At 73.3% G+C, this 19971-nt stretch carries 17 protein-coding genes; 15 read left to right on the plus strand and 2 right to left on the minus strand.

Annotated elements, in window-relative coordinates:
* Positions 1 to 371: 371 nt before the first annotated feature.
* The 8 genes from OG245_RS02935 to OG245_RS02970 all read left to right on the plus strand — a co-directional run bounded on the left by OG245_RS02935 (position 372) and on the right by OG245_RS02970 (position 8816).
* Entirely contained in the window at positions 372 to 527 is a 156-nt protein-coding gene (locus OG245_RS02935) for a hypothetical protein (RefSeq protein WP_371621974.1), read from the plus strand.
* 132 nt (positions 528 to 659) lie between these two features.
* Complete coding sequence (locus OG245_RS02940; RefSeq protein ID WP_371621975.1) at positions 660 to 1901, plus strand: hypothetical protein; 1242 nt, start codon at positions 660 to 662, stop codon at positions 1899 to 1901.
* 42 nt (positions 1902 to 1943) lie between these two features.
* On the plus strand, positions 1944 to 2459 hold the full coding sequence (locus tag OG245_RS02945; protein ID WP_371621976.1) for a hypothetical protein: 516 nt from the start codon (positions 1944 to 1946) through the stop codon (positions 2457 to 2459).
* 107 nt (positions 2460 to 2566) lie between these two features.
* Positions 2567 to 3817, plus strand: a complete 1251-nt coding sequence (locus tag OG245_RS02950) for an MFS transporter (RefSeq protein WP_371621977.1) — start codon at positions 2567 to 2569, stop codon at positions 3815 to 3817.
* Between the two features lie 320 nt (positions 3818 to 4137).
* On the plus strand, positions 4138 to 4620 hold the full coding sequence (locus OG245_RS02955) for a DUF6643 family protein (protein ID WP_371621978.1): 483 nt from the start codon (positions 4138 to 4140) through the stop codon (positions 4618 to 4620).
* 118 nt (positions 4621 to 4738) lie between these two features.
* Positions 4739 to 5566 carry an MOSC domain-containing protein gene (locus OG245_RS02960; protein ID WP_371621979.1) on the plus strand — a complete coding sequence of 276 codons (828 nt, stop codon included), beginning with the start codon at positions 4739 to 4741 and terminating at the stop codon, positions 5564 to 5566.
* 44 nt (positions 5567 to 5610) lie between these two features.
* A complete protein-coding gene (locus OG245_RS02965; protein WP_371621980.1) occupies positions 5611 to 6216 on the plus strand; it encodes a hypothetical protein in 606 nt (201 codons plus the stop codon).
* A gap of 167 nt (positions 6217 to 6383) precedes the next feature.
* Positions 6384 to 8816, plus strand: a complete 2433-nt coding sequence (locus OG245_RS02970) for a right-handed parallel beta-helix repeat-containing protein (protein ID WP_371621981.1) — start codon at positions 6384 to 6386, stop codon at positions 8814 to 8816.
* Here the strand turns inward: OG245_RS02970 and OG245_RS02975 are convergent.
* The gene (locus OG245_RS02975) at positions 8783 to 11227 is read right to left on the minus strand and encodes a hypothetical protein (protein ID WP_371621982.1); all 2445 of its coding nucleotides are present in this window, start codon (positions 11225 to 11227) and stop codon (positions 8783 to 8785) included. The two genes, OG245_RS02970 and OG245_RS02975, sit on opposite strands and share 34 nt — an antisense overlap.
* A 265-nt stretch (positions 11228 to 11492) precedes the next feature.
* On the opposite strand from OG245_RS02975, the gene OG245_RS02980 reads away from it, so the two are divergent.
* From OG245_RS02980 to OG245_RS03000, 5 genes are all read left to right on the plus strand, one after another.
* A complete protein-coding gene (locus OG245_RS02980) occupies positions 11493 to 12350 on the plus strand; it encodes a DeoR/GlpR family DNA-binding transcription regulator (RefSeq protein ID WP_371621983.1) in 858 nt (285 codons plus the stop codon).
* Positions 12351 to 12410: 60 nt separating this feature from the next.
* Positions 12411 to 12857, plus strand: coding sequence for an SRPBCC family protein (locus OG245_RS02985; RefSeq protein ID WP_371621984.1), 447 nt, complete (start codon positions 12411 to 12413; stop codon positions 12855 to 12857).
* 162 nt (positions 12858 to 13019) lie between these two features.
* On the plus strand, positions 13020 to 15092 hold the full coding sequence (locus tag OG245_RS02990) for a hypothetical protein (protein ID WP_371621985.1): 2073 nt from the start codon (positions 13020 to 13022) through the stop codon (positions 15090 to 15092).
* A 103-nt stretch (positions 15093 to 15195) separates the two neighbouring features.
* Complete coding sequence (locus OG245_RS02995) at positions 15196 to 16761, plus strand: SDR family oxidoreductase (RefSeq protein ID WP_371621986.1); 1566 nt, start codon at positions 15196 to 15198, stop codon at positions 16759 to 16761.
* A 61-nt stretch (positions 16762 to 16822) separates the two neighbouring features.
* Entirely contained in the window at positions 16823 to 17302 is a 480-nt protein-coding gene (locus OG245_RS03000) for an SRPBCC family protein (RefSeq protein WP_371621987.1), read from the plus strand.
* Between the two features lie 21 nt (positions 17303 to 17323).
* Here the strand turns inward: OG245_RS03000 and OG245_RS03005 are convergent, their stop codons facing one another.
* A complete protein-coding gene (locus OG245_RS03005) occupies positions 17324 to 18457 on the minus strand; it encodes a PLP-dependent cysteine synthase family protein (protein ID WP_371621988.1) in 1134 nt (377 codons plus the stop codon).
* A gap of 235 nt (positions 18458 to 18692) precedes the next feature.
* On the opposite strand from OG245_RS03005, the gene OG245_RS03010 reads away from it, so the two are divergent.
* Together OG245_RS03010 and OG245_RS03015 are read left to right on the plus strand one after the other, a co-directional pair.
* Positions 18693 to 19010 (plus strand): hypothetical protein, encoded by a 318-nt coding sequence (locus tag OG245_RS03010; protein ID WP_371621989.1) that lies wholly within the window; start codon positions 18693 to 18695, stop codon positions 19008 to 19010.
* A gap of 255 nt (positions 19011 to 19265) precedes the next feature.
* Positions 19266 to 19784: an ATP-binding protein gene (locus OG245_RS03015; protein WP_364871708.1), complete on the plus strand. Its 519-nt coding sequence runs from the start codon at positions 19266 to 19268 to the stop codon at positions 19782 to 19784.
* The last annotated feature ends 187 nt before the right edge of the window (positions 19785 to 19971 follow it).

Genomic DNA, 19971 nt, shown 5'->3' on the forward strand with positions numbered 1-19971 from the left:
TCGGACCAGTCTGCCTTCGCGGGGTCACGGGCACCGACATGAGGAGAGCATTCTCATCTTCGGAACCCGCCGCCGTGTCCGGCACCGCGCCGGCGACCCCCGAGCACGCCGGTCCACCCGCTTCCATCAGGGGCTCCGCGGACGACGCGGCCGGGTGCGCGAGCCGCGCCCCGGGCCGGCGCCGACGCGTATCCCGTGCAACGGAATCACGCCAAACCGGTCCCGCCGGGGCTGCTTCCCATAGTTCGACATTGCTGTTCATTGACAGTTGCTCAACCACCCTTTTACATTCAGCGGGCAGGTCGAGGAGAAATCCATTCACCGTCGGCCCGCCTCAGGGAGTACCTTCCGCACTATCACCGGAGGACCTCATGGAACACCTGATCAAGAAGATGGCCCAGGACAACGTCTGGCAGAATTGGCTCGCTGCCAACTCGGCCCAGCAGGCCGCGAAGAACGGCTGTATCAGCGCCACTCCGAAGAACGGCTGCATCAGCGCCGCGCCGAAGGCCGGCTGTATCTCCTGATCGGCCGCAGGGGCGCCCGGGATCAGCTATGCAAGAGCCTCCTCCCCCACCGCAGCTCGTTCCCGGGCGGCCCGACTCCGTCTCCCTCATGACCGAGGTCACTTCGGTTATGCGAAACATGAGAAGGAATTAATGAAGGGCCAGCCGACCAGCGATGTCATCGAGCGTATTCGCGACATACCCATCTATCAGGAGTCCCTGGCGAAGGGCCACTTCCCCCTGCTCGACAAGCCGGAGATCGCTCGCGGGTTCCCCGACAACTGGATGACACCCCGGCTGGCGGCGGCGCTGGAGACCGGCGAGGCGGAGTTCGTGCTGTCCACCGGCACCAACCACGCCCGGATGCAGATCATCCGGCCTCCGTACTTCCTGCTCCACTCGTACTACGAGTTGTGGCGGAACCACCCGGACATCGGCGGGACCTGGGAGTCGGGCTGCCGCCGCGTCTCCCTGACCACGGTGCTCGCCACGGAACACGTGGCGCGGGTCAACGCCGCCCGACGGGGCGTGGAGCACAAGGGCATACCCATCCTGGCCGACCGCTGGCTCGACGAGCGCACCTGCTACCTCAACCTGCGGCTGGATCCGGCGCAGTGGGTCCGCAAGGACGTGCTGCGGATGCTCCGCGAGATCGACCTGGCACGGAGCACACACCCACAGGGGCGGTACCACCTCGACTGTTCCGCCTACCACTTGGCGCACCTGGTGCGAAAGGCGGAGGCCTGGGGCCTGCTGGGCGCGTTCCCCGCGCCGGCCAGCATCATCCACGCCTACGAGTACACCCCGGTGAACGTGAGGCGGTTCCTGCACCGGCGCTTCGCCTGCCCGGTCATCGACCTCTTCGGCAGTACGGAGTTGGGCTACCTCTACTACAGCGACCGGGAGGGCCGGTACTGGCCTCACCTGGCCGGGATGAGCGTCGAGCTCCTGCCGGTGGCGCCCGGAAGCATGATCCACCAGCTCATCGTCACCAGTGTGCGCAATCCCTACATGCCGCTCGTCCGCTATCGGTCGGGCGATTGTGTGCGCACCCTGGACGGCTCGCCCGACCCCGCCGCGATCACCCAGTTCTGCGGCCGCCAGAAGGAATTGCTGAGCACACCGAACGGCCCGGTCGCCCAGGGCGACCTCGACCGGCATATCGCGGACGCTTCCCCCCGGATCTTCCTGCACCAACTGCGCCTCCAAGGCGACGCCGCCGCCACCCTGTTGTACACGACGTTCACCGACGAACCCCTGGGAGCCGCGGAGGTAACCGCGTTGCGGCAGGGCATCGGCGAACTGACCGGACGGAACTGCCGGATCGAGCACCGCACCCATATCCCCATCGGCCGATCCGGCAAGTACTCCTGGCTCGCCGTGGACGGCGCCTGACGCACCACCGTCCCCGCCCTCCCCCTCAGAAATCGGAGTGCCATGACCAGCGGACAGACACGCTCCGCCGACGACCTGAAGCGCCTCCTCGGGGACGCGCTGCACACCGAGGTGTCGCGGTACTTCTGCGAAAAGGCCCCGGACACGCCCCAGGAATTCGTGGAGCGTCAGGTCACGGAATGCCTGCGGTACCTCTACCTCGTCTCCCGGTACCCGGACCGGCTCAGCGGGCTCTTCCTGCCCGTCGAACAGGACATCGACGAGATATGGCACTACCTCATCCTGCAGACCCGCGAATACCGCGTGCTGTGCGAGGAGCGACTTCCCGGGCGGTTCTTCATCAACCACCGCAGTATCGCCTACGAGGACTACCAGGAGGAGCCGGGGCGCGAGCAGGCGCTGGAAGAGGCATTGCGCTGGATTCCTCTGTACTGCCGGGAATTCGGGCCGTTCGACGAAGGCGCACTGCCGCACTGGACCATGGTGCGTTTCCTCCATGAGCAGATGGGCATTTCCCTCACGGACATCGCGGATCTGAAACCGATGGCCGCTGCCTGAGCAGAACCCCCTTCGCCCGTATGACGATCGGAAGCTCCCCCTTGTCGACTCGCAACGGACATCCGGTCGCCACGGATGAGATTCCGGAACAGCGACGCATTCTGGCTGTGCTGGTACTGGCCCAGGTCATGAGCGGCGCCGGTCTCACGGCGGGAATCACCGTCGGGGCCCTGCTCGCCGAGGAGATGCTCGGCTCCACCGGCCTCGCGGGCGTGCCGAGCGCGCTCTTCACCGCCGGGGCCGCACTCGGCGCGCTCGCCATCGGCCGGCTCTGCACCCGCTGGGGCCGCCGCCCCGGACTGGCACTGGGCTACGCGACCGGGGCGCTCGGCAGCGTCGGGGTGGTGGTCGCCGCCGCCACCGGGAGCGTGGCCCTGCTCTTCCCGGCCCTCGTGGTGTACGGAATGGGTACGGCGACCGGCCTCATGGCCCGCTACGCCGGGGCGGATCTGGCTTCCCCCGCCCGGCGCGGACGGGCCGTGAGCGCGGTGCTGTTCGCCACCACCCTGGGCGCGGTGGCCGGGCCCATGCTGGTGACGCCGGCCGGCGAGGTCGCGCACGCCTGGGGCGTGCCGCGTCTCGCCGGCCCCTTCCTGCTGGCGGCCGCGGCGTTCGCCGCCACCGCGGTCGTCCTCGCCTGCCTGCTGCGGCCCGATCCGCTCCGGCTCGCCCAGGAACTGGCCGCCCGGGTCGCCCAGGGCCGGGACACGGACCCCGGCAAGGGGGGCAGCGCGGGTACGGACGGGTCCCGCGACCGGGTCCCGGCGCCCGCCGGGCGTCACGATGTCGCCGTCGGCACCGCGGTGATGGTCCTGACCCAGGTCGTGATGATCGGGATCATGACGATGACACCGGTGCACATGCTGGCGCACGGTCATACCGCCCAGGCCGCGGGGCTCGTGATCTCCCTGCACGTCGGGGCGATGTTCCTGCCCTCCCCGCTCACCGGGCTGCTCGTCGACCGGATCGGCAGACGATGGGTAGCCTGCGCGTCCGGACCGCTGCTGCTGGCGGCAGGGGCACTGGCCGCCCTGTCACCCGCGGGCTCGACACCCGCGCTCGGCGCCGCTCTGGTACTCCTCGGTCTGGGCTGGAACTTCGGGCTGATCAGCGGCACCGCGATCGTCACCGACGCCCTGCCCCCGGACCGGCGGGCCACGACCCAGGGCCTGGTGGACGTGGGGCTCGCGGTCGCCGGAGCGGCCGGAAGCCTGGCGTCGGGTCTGGTCGTCGCGCGCGACGGCTACCCGGCGCTGGCCCTGTCGGGCGGGCTGGCCGCGCTGTTGGTCCTGCCGGTGGCGGGCCGGTTCCCGCGCCGCGCGTCACGGGTGGCCGGTCACCCCGGACCGGGCGGGTGAGGGCGGTGCGGGTGAGGGCCCGAGACGGGCCGATGGAAGGCGGGGGTTTTCGGGCCCGCGGACGATCTCCGCGACATCGAACCGGGCGCATCGCGCTTTGCCCAAAGGCTTTTCGCCCGCCTCCCGCATGCGTCGACGCCGTTCCCTCTTCGCGGTCCGGAGCGCGTACCGAAGCCGTCGCCCACCAGCGGAAAGGTCCCTGCTGTTAACGAAATCTTTAACGGTGTTTTGGCGGGCCGGGCGCACAGAACCAGCGTAAATCGGATAACCCAAAGATGGGGACTCCCCATACAGCACATCGTGGGCTTAACTTAGGTGTCATGACGTCCCCCCGCTCCACCTTCGGCGGCGGCTACTACGCCGCGTCGTTCCCCGACACTCCGATCTACGACTCCTTGGTCGCGGAGCGGGGAACCCCTCAGATCGCGCCCATCCGGGTTCCGGCCGCCTATGACACCGGCAACAGCTACCTGCCGGCCCTGCCGTCGGCGCTGCCCGCCCTGCCCGCGGCCCCGTCGCAGCAGACCGGTTACGGCTACCCGCAGCAGCAGCCGATGCCGCAGTACCAGCAGGCTCCGGCGCAGCACACGCCGATGCAGCCCGCCCAGTTGCAGCACGCGCCCGCGCCGTACATCCCGCAGCAGCCCTCGACGGTCCGCGGTTATCCGCAGCAGTCCCAACCGCCGCGGCCCGCGCCCGGCACCGGGTACGAGTCGATGCGCCCGGCCTCGCCGCGGCCCGCGCCGGCGCAGTCGCCGTACGAGGACCCGTACAACCGGCCGTACCAGAGCCGGGGGTACTGACCGCGGCTCCGTGCGACGAGGCGCACCGGGGGACGCACCAGACATCAGCCGCATCCAGTGCCGCAGGTGATCCGGAAGCCGCGCGTACGGGGTCAGGGGTTGCTGGCAGGATGGGCGTATGAGCTTTCCCGTGCTCCGTTCCGCCCACGTCTATCCGGTCAAGTCGCTTGCCGCCCGCGCCTGCGACATGGTCGCCGTCGAGCCATGGGGACTCGCCGGCGACCGTCGCTGGATGCTGGTCGACAAGGCGTCCAAGGCCGTCACACAGCGTCAGCAGCCGTTCATGGCGCGGATCGCGGCCGAGCCGCTGCCGGGCGGCGGCGTGCTCCTGTCCGCGCCGGGCTTTCCGTCCCGGCGCGTCGAGGGCCCGGAGGCCGGACGCATGCTCACGGTGGAGCTGCACCGGGACACCGTGGTGGTGGAGGAGGCACCGGGTGACGCCCACGACTGGCTGAGCGCGGTGCTCGGTACGGAGGTCCGGCTCGTGCATCTCGACGATCCGTCGCACCGCAGGCCCGTCGACCCGCTCTTCGCCCGGCCCGGGGACATGGTCTCCCTCGCCGACGGCTACCCGCTGCTGGTGACCACCACGGCGTCGCTCGACGCGCTCAACGCCCTGATCGCCACGGGCGACCGGCCCGGCGAGGGCCCGCTGCCGATGGACCGTTTCCGGCCCAACGTGGTGATCGGGGAGACCGAGGCGTGGGCGGAGGACGGCTGGCGGCGGATCGCCATCGGCGAGGTCGCCTTCACGGTGGCCAAGCCCTGCGGCCGCTGTGTGATGACGACGACCGACCAGCGCACCGCCGAGCGGGGCAGGGAGCCGCTGCTCACGCTGGCCCGCCACCGCCGGTTCGGCAAGCAGTTGGTCTTCGGCCAGAACCTGATCCCTGAGGGGACGGGAGTGATCAGGGTCGGGGACCCCGTACGGATCCTCGACCAGTAGACAGACCGACAGACCGGTAGAAGAGAAGAAGCGGGGGCGCGGGCGTGTGGGTGCTGTGGGCGCTGTTGCGCGGGCGGGGCAGTCCGCTGCGCCGTGCCACCGATCGCCGCGAGGCCCGGGTGGCCCTCGGAGCGCTGCTGCTCCTCGTGATCGGCGCCCCGGCCGCGGGGTGGGCGGGCGGGACGATCGCGGACGCGGCTCTCCAGCGGTCGGTCCGGGCCCAGCACGAGGAGCGTCACCCCGTCGACGCGGTCGTGGTGGGTCCGGCGGGGCCTGAACGGTTCGCCGGTGATCCGGGGGGCGGCGTCGAACGGGCCGCGCGCATCTGGGTGGTGGCGTCCTGGGAGGCCCCGGACGGCAGTCCGCGCACCGGCAAGGTGGCCACCGCCTCCCGACCGGGCGGCCCGGGGTCCCCGGTGCGGATCTGGACGGACGCGGCGGGCTATCCGGTGCCGCCGCCGATGGACGGGCGCACCGCCCGGACCCACGCGGTGCTGGGCGGCATCGGCACGTTCCTGCTCGCCGCCGGCGGCGTCGAGGCGGGCCGCCGGCTGGTCGTGCGGCGCATGGAGCGGCGGCGGTACGCACGGCTCGACCGGGAGTGGGCCGAGGCGGGCCCGGACTGGGGCAGGGCCGGAACGGGCGGCTGACCACGGCCTCCCCCGGCCGGAGACGACGGCGGGCGACATCGCTCGACGGGGCGGACTCGTCAACTCCCGCCCCTCACGCGCGCTACGGTGGTCCGACCCCGTCCGCCTCCCCGGCGACGGACTGAACCGAGGCATCGCACAGCACGAGGTGGGGGCACAGCAACGCCATGGCACAGGGCACGGTCCAGGTGACGCACACCGGCACATCGCGATGGCGCCGCCGCACGGGCGAGTACGCCTCCCTCTCCGCGGCCCTGGAGGCGGCAGCCGACGGCGACGTCCTCACCGTCGCGCCCGGGACGTATCGGGAGAATCTCGTCGTCCGTCGCGCGGTGACGCTGCGCGGCCCCGAGGGTTCGGTCGGCTCCGTCCGGATCGCGCCGGTCGACGGCGTACCGCTGACCGTGCGCGCCTCCGCGGTCATCCAGGACCTCCATATCGAGGGCCAGGACTCGGCGGCCCCGGCGCTGCTGGTCGAGGACGGCACCGCGGAGCTGACGGACCTGCGGATCGTGACGCGGTCCGCCGCGGGCATCGAGGTGCGCGGCGCGGCCCGGCCCACCGTGCGGCGCTGCACGGTCGACAATCCGGCCGGGGTCGGCATCGCCGTGCTGGACGGTGCGGGCGGTGTGTTCGAGGAGTGCGAGGTCGTCTCGGCCGGCCAGTCCGGGGTCTCGGTCCGCGACGGCGGGCATCCGCGCCTGGACCGCTGCCGCATCCACCACGCGTCCGGGGCGGGCATCGGCGTCACCGGCGAGGGCAGCGGTCTGGAGGCGTTCGGCTGCGAGGTCTACGAGATCAAGGGCAGCGGCATCCAGGTCACCGCGCGCGGCTCGGCCCACCTGACCGACTGCACCGTGCACCGTACCTCGGCGGACGGCGTCACGCTGGACACCGACGCGGTGCTCACGCTCGCCGACTGCGACATCCACGACATCCCGGAGAACGCCGTCGACCTGCGGTCGCGTTCGGTGCTCACGCTGACCCGGTCCACCGTCCGCCGCTTCGGCCGCAACGGGCTCTCGGTCTGGGACCCGGGAACCCGGGTCGACGCCAACCAGTGCGAGATCCACGACAGCACGGGCGACTATCCGGCGGTCTGGGTCAGCGACGGCGCGACGGTGATACTGGACGCCTGCCGGGTGCACGACGTGCCCGACGCGCTGTTCGTCCTCGACCGGGGATCGCGCGCCGACGTCGTGGACAGCGACCTCTCCCAGATCCGCAACACCGCCGTCTCCGTGAGCGACGGGGCCACCGCCCAGCTGGACGACTGCCGGATCCGGGAGGCGTCCACGGGCGCCTGGTTCCGCGACCACGGCAGCGGCGGCACGCTGAACAACTGCACCATTGACGCGGCGCAGACCGGGGTCATCGTCACCAAGGGCGCGGACCCCACCATCGAGCGCTGCACGGTCACCTCCCCGGCCGAGGCGGGGTTCTACGTCTCGGCCGAGGGCCGGGGCACCTTCGACAGCTGCCGGGTGACGGGCAGCGAGGGCTACGGCTTCCACATCATGGAGGGCTGCCGCACCACCCTCACCCGCTGCCGTACCGAGCGGTGCGCCCGGGGCGGTTACGAATTCCCCGAGGGCGACAGCGCCGCCGCGACCGGGCCGGTTGCCGAGAACTGCACGAGCGACGAGAGCGGTCTGCGTACGGCGTCGGCCCCGCCGCCGCCCGCGGTGCTGACGGAAACGCGGTCGACGCCCGGTCTGCTGGGCGCGCTGCCCGGGCAGCGCGCGGTCGAGCCCGCTCCGCAACCGGTCGCCCCGGTGGAGTCGGCCCGGGACTCCTCGGCGGTCCTCGGCGAGCTGGACGCGCTGGTGGGCCTGGACAGCGTCAAGCGCGAGGTGCGGGCGCTGACCGACATGATCGAGGTGGGCCGCCGCCGCCAGGAGGCCGGTCTCAAGGCCGCGTCCGTCCGCCGGCACCTCGTCTTCACCGGCTCCCCCGGTACGGGAAAGACCACGGTCGCCCGGCTGTACGGGGAGATCCTGGCCTCGCTCGGTGTGCTGGAGCGCGGCCACCTGGTCGAGGTCTCCCGGGTGGACCTGGTCGGGGAGCACATCGGCTCGACGGCCATCCGGACCCAGGAGGCGTTCGACCGGGCGCGCGGCGGGGTGCTGTTCGTCGACGAGGCGTACGCCCTCTCCCCCGAGGACTCCGGGCGGGACTTCGGGCGGGAGGCCATCGACACGCTGGTGAAGCTGATGGAGGACCACCGGGACGCGGTGGTCGTGATCGTCGCGGGCTACACCCACGAGATGGAGCGGTTCCTCACCGTCAACCCCGGGGTGGCCTCGCGGTTCTCGCGGACCATCACCTTCCACGACTACCTCCCCGAGGAGCTGCTGCGGATCGTCGAGCAGCAGGCCGAGGAGCACGAGTACAGCCTGGCGGAGGGCACCGGGGAGGCGTTGCTCAAGTACTTCACGGAGCTGCCCAAGGGCCCCGCCTTCGGCAACGGCCGCACCGCCCGCCAGACCTTCGAGTCGATGGTGGAGCGGCACGCGGGCCGGGTCGCCCAGCTCGCCGAGACGAGCACGGACGACCTGACCCTGCTCTACCCGGAGGATCTCCCCGGGCTGCCCTTCTGAAGGCCCGCCTCCGCCTGCCGGGGCACCAGCGGCCCCAGTTCGTCGATGAGGGCGGCCCGCGCCTCGGCGAAGGCCGGGTCGGCCTGGTAGTCGGAGTGCCCGAGGATCGGTTCGGGCAGCGGGAGCTTCGTGGTCCGTCCGTAGGCCAGCGGGTCCTTCAAGGGGCCACGGTCGACGCCCGGGTCGGGGTCGGCGCAGATGCGGACGGGACCGCCGATCGGGTCGGTGGCCCGCCACAGATTGCGCCAGCAGTGCACCGAGCGGTGCAGCCCGAGCATGGGCTCGGCTCCGAAGTAGGCCGGGAACCACCGCCCGTACAGCCGCTCCAGGGGGGAGCCGTAGGTGAGGAGCGCGACCCGGCGGCGGGTCGCGTCGGGCAGTTGCCAGACGGCGGACGCGGCGAGCACGCTGCCCTGCGAGTGGCCCGAGATGACGAGCCGGCCCCGGGGCGTGGTCGACGTCCAGGCGGACATCCGGGAGGCGAGGTCGGGGACGGCGCGCTCGGCGTAGCACGGGGGCGCGAAGGGGTGGGCGGCGCGCGGCCAGAAGGTGCCCACGTCCCAGAGGATGCCGATGGTGCGGCGGGCCGAGGCGTCCTTGTAGGCGCGCCGGCCGCCGGCGACGAACAGGACGAATCCGAAGCCGATCAGCCAGGAGCCGGTCGACTGCGCGGCCTCGGCGAACGATTCGATGAGCGGCCAGCTCCCGTCGGCGGCCCGGCCCGGCACCTCGTCACTGCGCCAGGAGCCGATGACCGCGCCGGTCCCGAGCAGCAGGGCGGCCCCGGAGACCACGCCGATGATCCAGGGCGCGGAGTCGGTGAGGGCGGCGGTCGCGCGGATCCGGGCGATGCGTCGGGTACGGCCCTCGTCGGGCGGTTCGGGGGCGTACTCCGCCTCGATGACCGGGCCGAGGCGGCGGGCGGTGCGCGCGGTGCGGACGATCAGCACCAGGACCGGGACGAGCAGGAGCAGCAGAAGCACCGGGATGACGGAGGCCTGCCAGCTGAGCAGGACCGGCGGCCCGGCGATGTCGCTGTCGTGGCCCATGCCCGGGCTGCCGGGCCCGTCGAGCCAGTCGGCGACGCGCTGGGCCACCCCGCCGGTCATCACGCCGCCGAGGGCGCAGGCGAGCATCGCGACCGCGGGGCCGCCGAGTCCGTGGAGGACGGTGCGCGGTTCGGGGGTGCGCCGGTAGAGGCTCCGGGCGACCAGGGCGAGGACGACGACGAGGATGCCCTGGCCGAGGGCGAGGAGGCGGAAGGCGGTCTCGCCGGGCAGGCTGCCCGAGGACTGCCAGTCCGGGCGCGACCAGGAGGCGTGCACGACGGCGAGGGCGAGCAGGGCGAGCGCGGAGCCGGGCAGCCAGGTGATGAGGGCGGTGTCCAGCTTGGTGTCGCGGGTCCGTTCGCTGCGGCCCCGGCGGCAGACGACCGCGAGGACGACGAGCGCGCACAGGACGATGCCGCCCTCGACGACCGCGCCGAAGAACGGGGGCACCGGGCCTTCGGCGCCCCGGTCGTGCCGGGCGGCGGCGCCGGCGACGGCCGCGGCGACGGTCAGGAACCCGGCCGCCGTGTGGGCGGCGCGGAGCCGGGCGACGATGCGGCGGCCGTACCAGAAGCCGGGCCTGCCGAGCGCGGGTCGGACCGGGACGGGCGGGCGCGGGGCCCCGTCCGTCTCCGGACCGGGTGCGTCGGGGCCGTGGGCCTCGTCCGCCCCTTCGGGGTCGTGGACGTCGATGTCCCCTTCGTCCAGGGGGCCCTGGGACTCGTACGCGCTCCAGGTCCGGTTGGACAGGTACCACAGGAGTCCCACCAGGGCCGCGGGCACGACGGCGGCCAGGGCGAGGCGGCGGCCGGGCTGGGACCACCAGCCGCCCTGCCGGGCCGACAGGAAGCCGAGCCAGGACCGGCGTTCGGCGCAGGCCTCGGCGCCCGCGCACTGCCAGGCCAGCAGGTCCAGGGCGACCTCGCAGGCGGCCGCCGTGAGCAGCACGGTGAGGCTGAGCGCGACGAGCCGCACCAGCACGCCGTACAGCCGGACCGCTCGGGCGCGGCCGGTGGCGGTGGGACGCATCCAGTGGGCGAGGTTGACCACCATGAACGGCAGGAGCAGCAGCCACAGGGCGCGGGAGCCGTTGCCGGAGGTGAGGCCGGACCAGCAGTACGCCTCGGCGACGGGCTCGTCCCGGTAGCGCTCGGGGTGCTTCTCGCCGTGGGCGTCCTCGGTGCGCCGGTACACGGCCGCGGTCTCGTCCCCGGTGACCCGGACGGTGCGCGGGTCGCCCAGCACCTCCTGCGGGGTGGCACCGCCGACGCCGTGGACGAGCAGTTCGAGTGCGGTCCCGGTGTGCTGGGGGGACGGGGAGGAAGGCGGGGGCGGGGACGGGGAGGGTACGGCAGGAGCCAAGGGGGGACTCTCTCTCGGGCGCGCCGGCCTCGCGGCCGACGATGACGTGCACAGGAGCGGGAGGTGCGGGGCCGGGACGCCGTGGGCTCCGGGCGTGGTGACCCGCCGGTCGCGAGGTCCCCAGGATTCCGGGCGCGGGGCGGGTGCGTGAAGCGGTCTCACGGAATCTCCCCAGGTGATACGCCGGACATGCCTGCGTGGCAGGATGAGCGTGTCGCGCAGACCGCTGCGGACCGTACGGCAGAGGGAAGGACCGGACCCGGCGTTGAGCGAGAATCAGAACCTGCTCGCGGAACAGCGACGCGCGCTGATCCTCGACGAGGTGCGCAGGCGCGGTGGGGTCCGGGTCAACGAGCTGACCCGCAAGCTGAACGTCTCCGACATGACGATCCGCCGGGATCTGGACGCGCTGGCCCGCCAGGGCGTGATCGAGAAGGTCCACGGCGGCGCGGTCCCGGTCGTCGAGGCGAGTACGCACGAGCCGGGGTTCGAGGCGAAGTCGGCGCTGGAGCTGAGCGCCAAGGAGGACATCGCGCGGGCGGCGGCGGCGTTGGCGGTGCCCGGCAGCGCGATCGCGCTCTCGGGCGGTACGACGACCTTCGCGCTGGCCCGGCACCTGCTGGACGTGCCGGATCTGACGGTGGTGACCAACTCGGTGCGGGTGGCCGATGTGTTCCATGACGCGCAGCGTCCGGCCGGGGGGCGCGGCGCGCGGCCCGGGGCGGCGACGGTGGTGCTGACGGGCGGGGTGCGCACGCCTTCGGACTCGCTGGTCGGGCCGGTCGCGGACCGGGCGATCGACTCCCTCCACTTCGATGTGCTGTTCCTCGGTGTGCACGGGATCTCTGCCGAGGCCGGGCTCTCGACGCCCAATCTCGCGGAGGCGGAGACCAACCGCCGGTTCGTCCGGGCGGCGCGTCGGATCGTGGTCGTGGCCGATCACACCAAGTGGGGCACGGTGGGCCTGAGTTCCTTCGCCGCGCTGGAGGAGGTCGACACGTTCGTCACGGACGCGGGCCTGGCTCCGGGGACGCGCGCGGAGATCGAGGATCATCTGCCGGGTCTGCTGGTGGCGGGCGACGTCCCCGCCGGGGCCGACGGCGCTTCGCCCGCCGAGGGCTGAGCCGGGCCGTCGGGCCCGTTCTGCCCGGCGGGTCCGCCGGGCACCCCATAGGATCGGGGGGTGGCCGTATTCCGGATCGAGCGCTTCTCCCCTCTCCCCGCAGCCGAGGCCTGGCGCCGGGTGACCGACTGGGAACGGCACGCCGCGCAGGTGCCGTTGACCGCGATCTCGGTCCCGACCGGGCTTCCCTCGCAGCTCGGGACGGTCTTCGTGGCGCGTACGGGGCTGGGCCCGCTGGCGTTCGACGATCCGATGGAAGTGGTGCGGTGGACGCCGCCCGCCGGGGGCCGGGCCGGGGTCTGCCGACTGGAGAAGCGCGGGTCGGTGGTGCTGGGCCGGGCCTCGATCGACGTGCTTCCCACGGATTCCGGTTCCCATGTGGTCTGGGTCGAGGAACTGCGGGTGCGGCTGGTGCCCCGGTGGGGTGATCCGGTGCTCGCCTCCACCGGGCGGCGGATGTTCGGCAAGGTCCTGGACGCCCTGCTCTCCTCCCCCGGCGACCGGTAGGGCCGCCGGGCCGGAGCAGGCGCGCCTCGGCTTCTCCGCGAAGATCGCCAACGACCGGATGGCCGATTCGGCACGGGTGATGTGACCGTCACACGATTGACTCGTTTGTCGGTATGACATCCCCGCCAGATCCCCGCCACGGCCCCGGAAGGCACCCATTTCATGCCGATCCATCAACCGCAGCAGCAGACCGACGCACTCCCCGACCGCACGGGCGTACAGCAGGCCGAGGCCGCCCTCGTGGAGCACTATCCCCGTCTGGTGCGACTCGCCTACGTCGTCCTGCCGCCGGCGCTCGGACGGCACCGCCGGGTCCTGGCCGCGCACGCCGTCGTCCAGCGGGCCCTGCCCGCCGCCGGGAGCCGTACGCGGAGCCCGCGCGTTCCCGGCCAGTCCCGCCGGTCCGGTGCCCCGGAGGGCGTGGAGAGCGCCCCGGAGGGCGGGGAAGGCGCCCCGGAGGGCGTCGAGAGGGCGCCCGGGGGCTCCGGACCGGACCGGGGTCCCTCGGGCCCGGCGTACGGGTGGATGCGGCTGCGGGTGCTGCGGACGGCGCTGGCCTACGAGCGGCGGCCCCGCTGGTGGCCCGGCAGGCTCCCGGCTCCGGCCGCGCTGCGTCCGGCCGTGCCGGTGGTGTGGGGGCTGCGGCTCTTCCCCCGGGCGGGCGGCGTCGACGAACTGGCCCTGGACCGGGCCCTGTCCACGGTGCCCGGGCCGGTCCGGGCGGCGTTCGCCCTGCGGTTGCTGGAGGGGCTCGACGAGTCCGGAGTGCGGGAGCTGCTGGCCGCGGTGGCGGTGGCGGATCCGGCGGACGCGGTGCGCCGGGCGGCCCGGCTGGGGAGGCCGGACCCGGCCGGGGCACAAGCGATGCTGAGGTCGGGCGAGTTCGACCCGTGCACGGTCCAGACCCGCCCGAGCGACCTGCTGCGGCGCAGACATCGGGTGCGGGCGGCGGCGGTGGCCGCGGCGCTGTGCGTGGTGGCGGGAGGCCTGGCGGTCGCCGCCGACGCGGGGACGCGGCCCACGGGCGACGACCGGGACCGGGCGGGCGCGGCGGCCCCCGCGCTCGATCCGGCGGGGCTGCTGCGGACGGCGGCGGAGCGGTGGGCGGACACCTCCCGCGTCGACTTCACCGCGTGGCCCGCCCGGGGCGGGCGCACGGGCGACGGCGAGCTGCTGGGCCGGGCGCTGCGGGCCTGGTCGGGGCCGCCGGGAACGGTCCGGGTGTCCACCACGCCGGGCACGGTGGCGGGCCCGCCCGCTCAGCCGCCCCGGCTGCTGTTCGCGGGTGAGGTGGACGGGGCGGCCGTGGTGCTGTTCCACGACGGCGGGGTCCGGGTGGTGCGGTACGCGGAGCCGCTGTCCGGGTCCGGCCGCGCCGCGCTCGACTTCGCCCGCATGGACGACGCGGACGTGACGTCGGGTGCGGCCGTCGTCGTCAGCCGTACGGGCGACAGCGCGCGGTTCCTGCTCGCGCCCTGGATCGCCGGGTCCACCACCCGGGACCTGCTCGCGCCGAACACCCCCGGGCAGCCGCTGGAGGTCGGGCGGGACGGGGTCACCGCCCCGGTGCCCCGGCCCGCAGCGGGCGGCGCGTGCGACTCCTGGCCGGTGCTCCAACTGCGTTCGTCCGGGAAGATCGTGGAGAAGCACGCCTTCCTGGTGACGGATCTGGGCGACCTGGCGCCCGCGCATCTGACGTACACCCCGAAGCCCGGCCGGGGCGCGCCGGCCCGGCAGCCGCGCGAGGCGACGGGCACCGAGGCGCTGCTCGCCTGGGCGCGGACGGCGTGCTCCCTGCGGACCCTGTCGGGTTCCGGTGTGCGGGCGGTCAACAACTGGGCCTTCGCCGAGCAGAAGCTGCCCGAGGGCGGTGCTTCGGCCGGCTGGCTGTGCACCCGGGCCGACACCTGGCGGGGTCCCGGCCGGGTGCTGGTGCAGTTCCTCGGGCCCGCCGGCTCGCCCACGGACCCTGCCGCGGTGGTCGCCGACCGCGACGACACGGCCCTGTGCAGCAGGTTCGGGCAGCACGTGCTGGCGGGCACCCACTGGAAGGCGGCCTCCGGCCGGTGGTACGTCCTGGCGGCGGGGAGCCGGGCGGTGACCCGGATCGAGGCGACCGGGACGGTGCGGGGAGCGGCGGGCGGGCCGACGTTCGCGGTGCGGGCGCCCCGGGACGCCGATGTGGAGCTGACGGCGTCGCTGCGCGGCGGCGAGACGCTGGCGGCGGTGCGCTGAGCCGGTGCGAGGACCGGGGCCGTCACCGTACCGACGGTTTCGAAGCCGCCGTACGGAGTCTCCCGACCGGTCCCGCGAGCCGTCCGGTGCCACACTGGGACAGGTGACGGATCTTGAGCACGGCCCCGGCGACAGCACAGGACGCCCCGACGACACCGCTCCGCTCTGCCTGGTGACCGGGGCCACCGGTTACATCGGCGGCCGGCTGGTACCCGCGCTGCTCGATGCCGGGTACCGGGTGCGCGCGCTGGCCAGAACGCCGCAGAAGCTGCGCGACTACCCCTGGGCCGACCGGGTGGAGGTGGTGCGCGGCGACGTCACCGACGCCGACTCCCTGGCGGAGGCGATGCGGGGCGTCGATGTGGCGTACTACCTGGTGCACGCGCTCGGCACCGGTTCGGACTTCGAGAGGACCGACCGCGAGGCGGCCAGGACCTTCGGAGAGCAGGCGCGGGCGGCGGGGGTGCGCCGGATCGTGTACCTGGGCGGGCTGACTCCGGCGGGGGTGCCGGAGAAGGACCTGTCGCCGCACCTGCGTTCGCGGGCCGAGGTGGGCCACATCCTGCTGGCTTCCGAGGTGCCGACGGCGGTGCTGCGCGCGGCGATCGTCATCGGCTCGGGGTCGGCCTCGTTCGAGATGCTGCGGTATCTCACGGAGCGGCTGCCGCTGATGGTCACCCCGAGCTGGGTACGGACCCGGATCCAGCCGGTGGCCGTCCGGGACGTGATCCGCTATCTGGTGGGCTGCGCGGAGCTGCCGGCCGGGGTGAACCGGGCCTTCGACATCGGCGGCCCGGACGTCATGACGTACCGGGACATGATGCAGCGCTACGCGGCGGTGGCGGGGCTGCGTCCGCGCGTGATCCTGCCGGTGCCGGTGCTCACCCCGACGCTCTCCAGCCGCTGGGTCGGTCTGGTCACCCCGGTGCCCAGCTCCATCGCCCGGCCGCTCACGGAGTCGCTGCGCCACGAGGTGGTGTGCCGGGAGCACGACATCAAGGAGTACGTCCCCGATCCGCCGGACGGGACCATCGGCTTCGACCGGGCGCTGCGGCTGGCGCTGGAGCGGATCCAGGAGGCGCGGGTCGACACCCGCTGGTCCAACGCCGCGGTGCCCGGCGCGCCGAGCGACCCGCTGCCCACCGACCCGGACTGGGCGGGCGGCAGCCTCTACCGCGACGAACGGGAGCTGACCGTGCCGGTCGGGCCGGACGCGCTGTGGCGGGTGATCGAGGGCATCGGCGGGGAGAACGGCTGGTACTCCTTCCCGCTGGCCTGGGCGGTACGCGGCTGGCTCGACCGGCTCGTCGGCGGGGTGGGGCTGCGGCGCGGCCGCCGGGACGCCCAGCATCTGCGGGTGGGCGACTCGCTGGACTTCTGGCGGGTGGAGGAGATCCTGCCGGGCGAACTGCTGCGACTGCGGGCCGAGATGCGGGTGCCGGGCCTGGCCTGGCTGGAGCTGTCGGTGCGCCGCGACGACCGGGGCCGGACGGTGTACGGGCAGCGCGCCCTGTTCCATCCGCGCGGGCTGTTCGGCCACGCGTACTGGTGGAGCGTGTGGCCCTTCCACTCGGTGGTGTTCGGCGGGATGGCGCGCAACATCGCCGAGGCGGCCGCGGCCGAGGAGAAGCGGCGTGCGTCGATGGCCGACAGTGGTACAGACAACTGAAGGGACGACCGCTATCGTGTGCCCGGCCCAACACGCCGCAGACTGCCGGGAGGTGCACGCGATGGCACACCGACTCCGTACCGTGGGACGGGAGTTCACCGATTCCGCGCCGATACGTCTGGTGTTCGCCGCCGAGGTGTCCGCGTCGGTGGACGTGGTGTACCGCGCGCTCGCCGAGGACGTCGCGTCCTGGCCGTCCTGGTTCACCGCCGTCACCTCCGCCACGCCCACCGACGCGGGCGCGGGCCGCGAGGTGCGGCTGCGGGGCGGGGTCCGGTTCCGCGAGACGATCGTGGCCGCCGAACCGGGCACGTGCTACGCCTACCGGGCCGACGAGTCCAACGCCCCGGGTCTCCGGGCCCTGTTGGAGGAGTGGCGGCTCACTCCCGAGGGCTCCGGCACCCGGGTGCAGTGGACCTTCGCCGCCGACGGGACGGGGCTGTTCCGTCTGGTGCTGAGCCTCGGGCGGGCGGGGCTGGGCCGGTCCTTCCGGGGCGCCGTGCGCCGCCTGGACGCGCGGCTGGCGGCGACGACGCCCTGAGCGACGCGGCCGGAGCCGGTCTCAGCAGGGCCACGTCCCGGTGGTGAGGAAGTCGTCGATGGCGGCGGTGTACGGGGCGATGTCCAGGCCCTGCTCCTCCAGCCACGAGTCGGAGTAGTACTTGTCCAGGTAGCGGTCGCCCGGGTCGCACAGCAGCGTGACGACGCTGCCCTGCTCGCCCTGCTCCACCATCTCGGCGATCAGTTTGAACGCGCTCCACAGTCCGGTGCCCGTGGACCCGCCCGCCTTGCGGCCGATGGCGCGCTCCAGGGCGCGGACGGCGGCGACGCTGGCGGCGTCGGGCACCTTCATCATCCGGTCGATGGCGCCGGGCACGAAGCTGGGTTCCATGCGCGGGCGGCCGATGCCCTCGATGCGCGAGCCGCGCTCGCTCGTGGCGAGCGGGTCGTGGTGGGTCCAGCCGTCGAAGAAGCAGGAGTTCTCCGGGTCGGGCACACAGATGCGGGTGTCGTGCTGGAGGTAGTGGACGTAGCGCGCGATGGTCGCCGAGGTGCCGCCGGTCCCGGCGGTGGCGACGATCCAGGCGGGCTCCGGGTAGCGCTCCAGGCGCAGCTGCTGGTAGATCGACTCCGCGATGTTGTTGTTGCCGCGCCAGTCGGTGGCCCGCTCCGCGTAGGTGAACTGGTCCATGTAGTGCCCGCCGGTCTCGGCGGCGAGGGCGGCGGACTGCTCGTACATGGTGCGTGAGTCGTCCACGAAGTGGCACCGCCCGCCGTGGAACTCGATGAGGCGGGCCTTCTCCGGGCTGGTGGTGCGCGGCATCACGGCGATGAACGGGACGCCGATCAGTTTCGCGAAGTACGCCTCCGACACGGCGGTCGAGCCGCTGGAAGCCTCGATGACCGGCTTGTCGGGCCGGATCCAGCCGTTGCAGAGCCCGTACAGGAAGAGCGAGCGGGCCAGGCGGTGCTTGAGGCTGCCGGTGGGGTGCGTCGACTCGTCCTTGAGGTAGAGGTCGATGCCCCACGCCTCGGGCAGCGGGAAGCGCAGGAGGTGGGTGTCGGCGGAACGGTTCGCGTCGGCCTGGACCTTGCGGACGGCCTCCTTCAGCCAGGCCCGGTACTCCGGGTCGCTGCGGTCGACGTCCACGGTCGCCCTGGCCCCGTGCCCGGCTGCGTGCTCACTGGTGTCCATGGGCCTGCTCCTGTTGGTCGTCGGTCCGATGCCCGCGCCTCCACGATATGCACCCCACCTGCGCAAACGTTCACTTTGATGGTCCATAGCGCTGCCTTTGACCGCCGCGCGCGGGTGCGGGGGCCACGGGCGGTGCGGGCGGGGGCGCGTCGCGCTTCCGGGCCCTCTGGCGGTCCGGCCCGCGCCGGGGCACACTGCTCAGCAGGGAGTGGTGTCGAAGGGGGGCGAATCCGCCATGACGGACGTCGAGTTCAGTGCTTCGGGGGTCAGGATCGAACGCTTCACCAGGTCGCTGACCAGGGCTGGTCAGGTGGTGGTGAAGGACGGGCGGCTGTCCCTGCTCACGAGCAACGGGCGGGAGATCGACAGCGCCCCGCTGGGCTCGGTCAGCGCCCGCAAGTGGTGGTTCATCGCAGCGGATTCCGTCATCGCCCGGGTGAACGGGGTGCGCTACCGGTTGACGATGGGGCAGCGCAGCCGCAGACGCGACGGGGCCGCCCCGTTGCGGCGTTTCCTGGAGACGCTGCGCAGTGCGCGCGGCCGCCGGGGCTGACGGGGCGGGTCGGGCGGGGGCGGTCCGGTTCCCGGGCCGCCGGCCGCGCCGCGAGTTGCGGAGCCGTACCACCTGGGCCACGCTGGTCTCATGTCACTGAAGGTGCACCCTCGGTGACAGAGTGATCCGCTCCATGGACCGGATCGCGCGACACGAGCAGACACGACAAGAGCAGAGCGGATCCGGCAGTCAGTCGTCCGCCGGCCCGTTCGCGTCTCTTCTCTTCTTCCGGACCTATTTCGGGGAGTCGCAGCCGTGATCAGCGAGCCAAGCAGGCACTGCACGGTGGAGCTCCAGGCCCTGCCGTCGCGGATCGGTCAGGTCCGCAGAATCATTTCGGCGCAACTGCGCTACTGGCATCTCGATCCTCTGATCGACCAGGCGGCCCTGGGCGTCACCGAGCTTCTCACCAATGTTCACCGGCACGCACAGCCGGACAAGTCATGCACCGTCGACATCGAGCTGCTGCTCGACCGCCTGACGGTCTCCGTCCGCGACCACGACCCGCGCCTGCCCACGGTGAACGAGGCGGACTCGTTCGCCACGTCGGGCCGGGGCCTGGCCCTGATCGCCGCCGTCAGCGAGAGCTGGGGCGTGCGGCCGATCGGCTCGGCCGGGAAGGCCGTCTGGTTCACCCTGCCGGCGGCCACCGGCGCCTCGACCCTGCCGCCGCTCGCGGTCTACGGGTCGATGACCGACGGGCCGTTCGGGGCCGTGACCATCACCCCCGACGACATCGTGGCGGTGCCCGCCCGGTCGGCCGTCGTCGGCTGAACCGGAGCGGGTGGCCGGAGGCCGGGCCGACGGTGTGCGGCGGACCGGCTTCGCGCCGTCCCGCCGCACCGCGTTCCGGCCGGTGGTCATGCCGCGCCGGCGGCCGGCGGCCGTGTGCGTACTCCGGCGGGAACAGCCGGAAGCGCCGGCCACGGGCCGGCCGGCCGCTGCGAGGACGGCCGTGGTG

The sequence above is a fragment of the Streptomyces sp. NBC_01116 genome (assembly GCF_041435495.1).
Classification (GTDB): domain Bacteria; phylum Actinomycetota; class Actinomycetes; order Streptomycetales; family Streptomycetaceae; genus Streptomyces.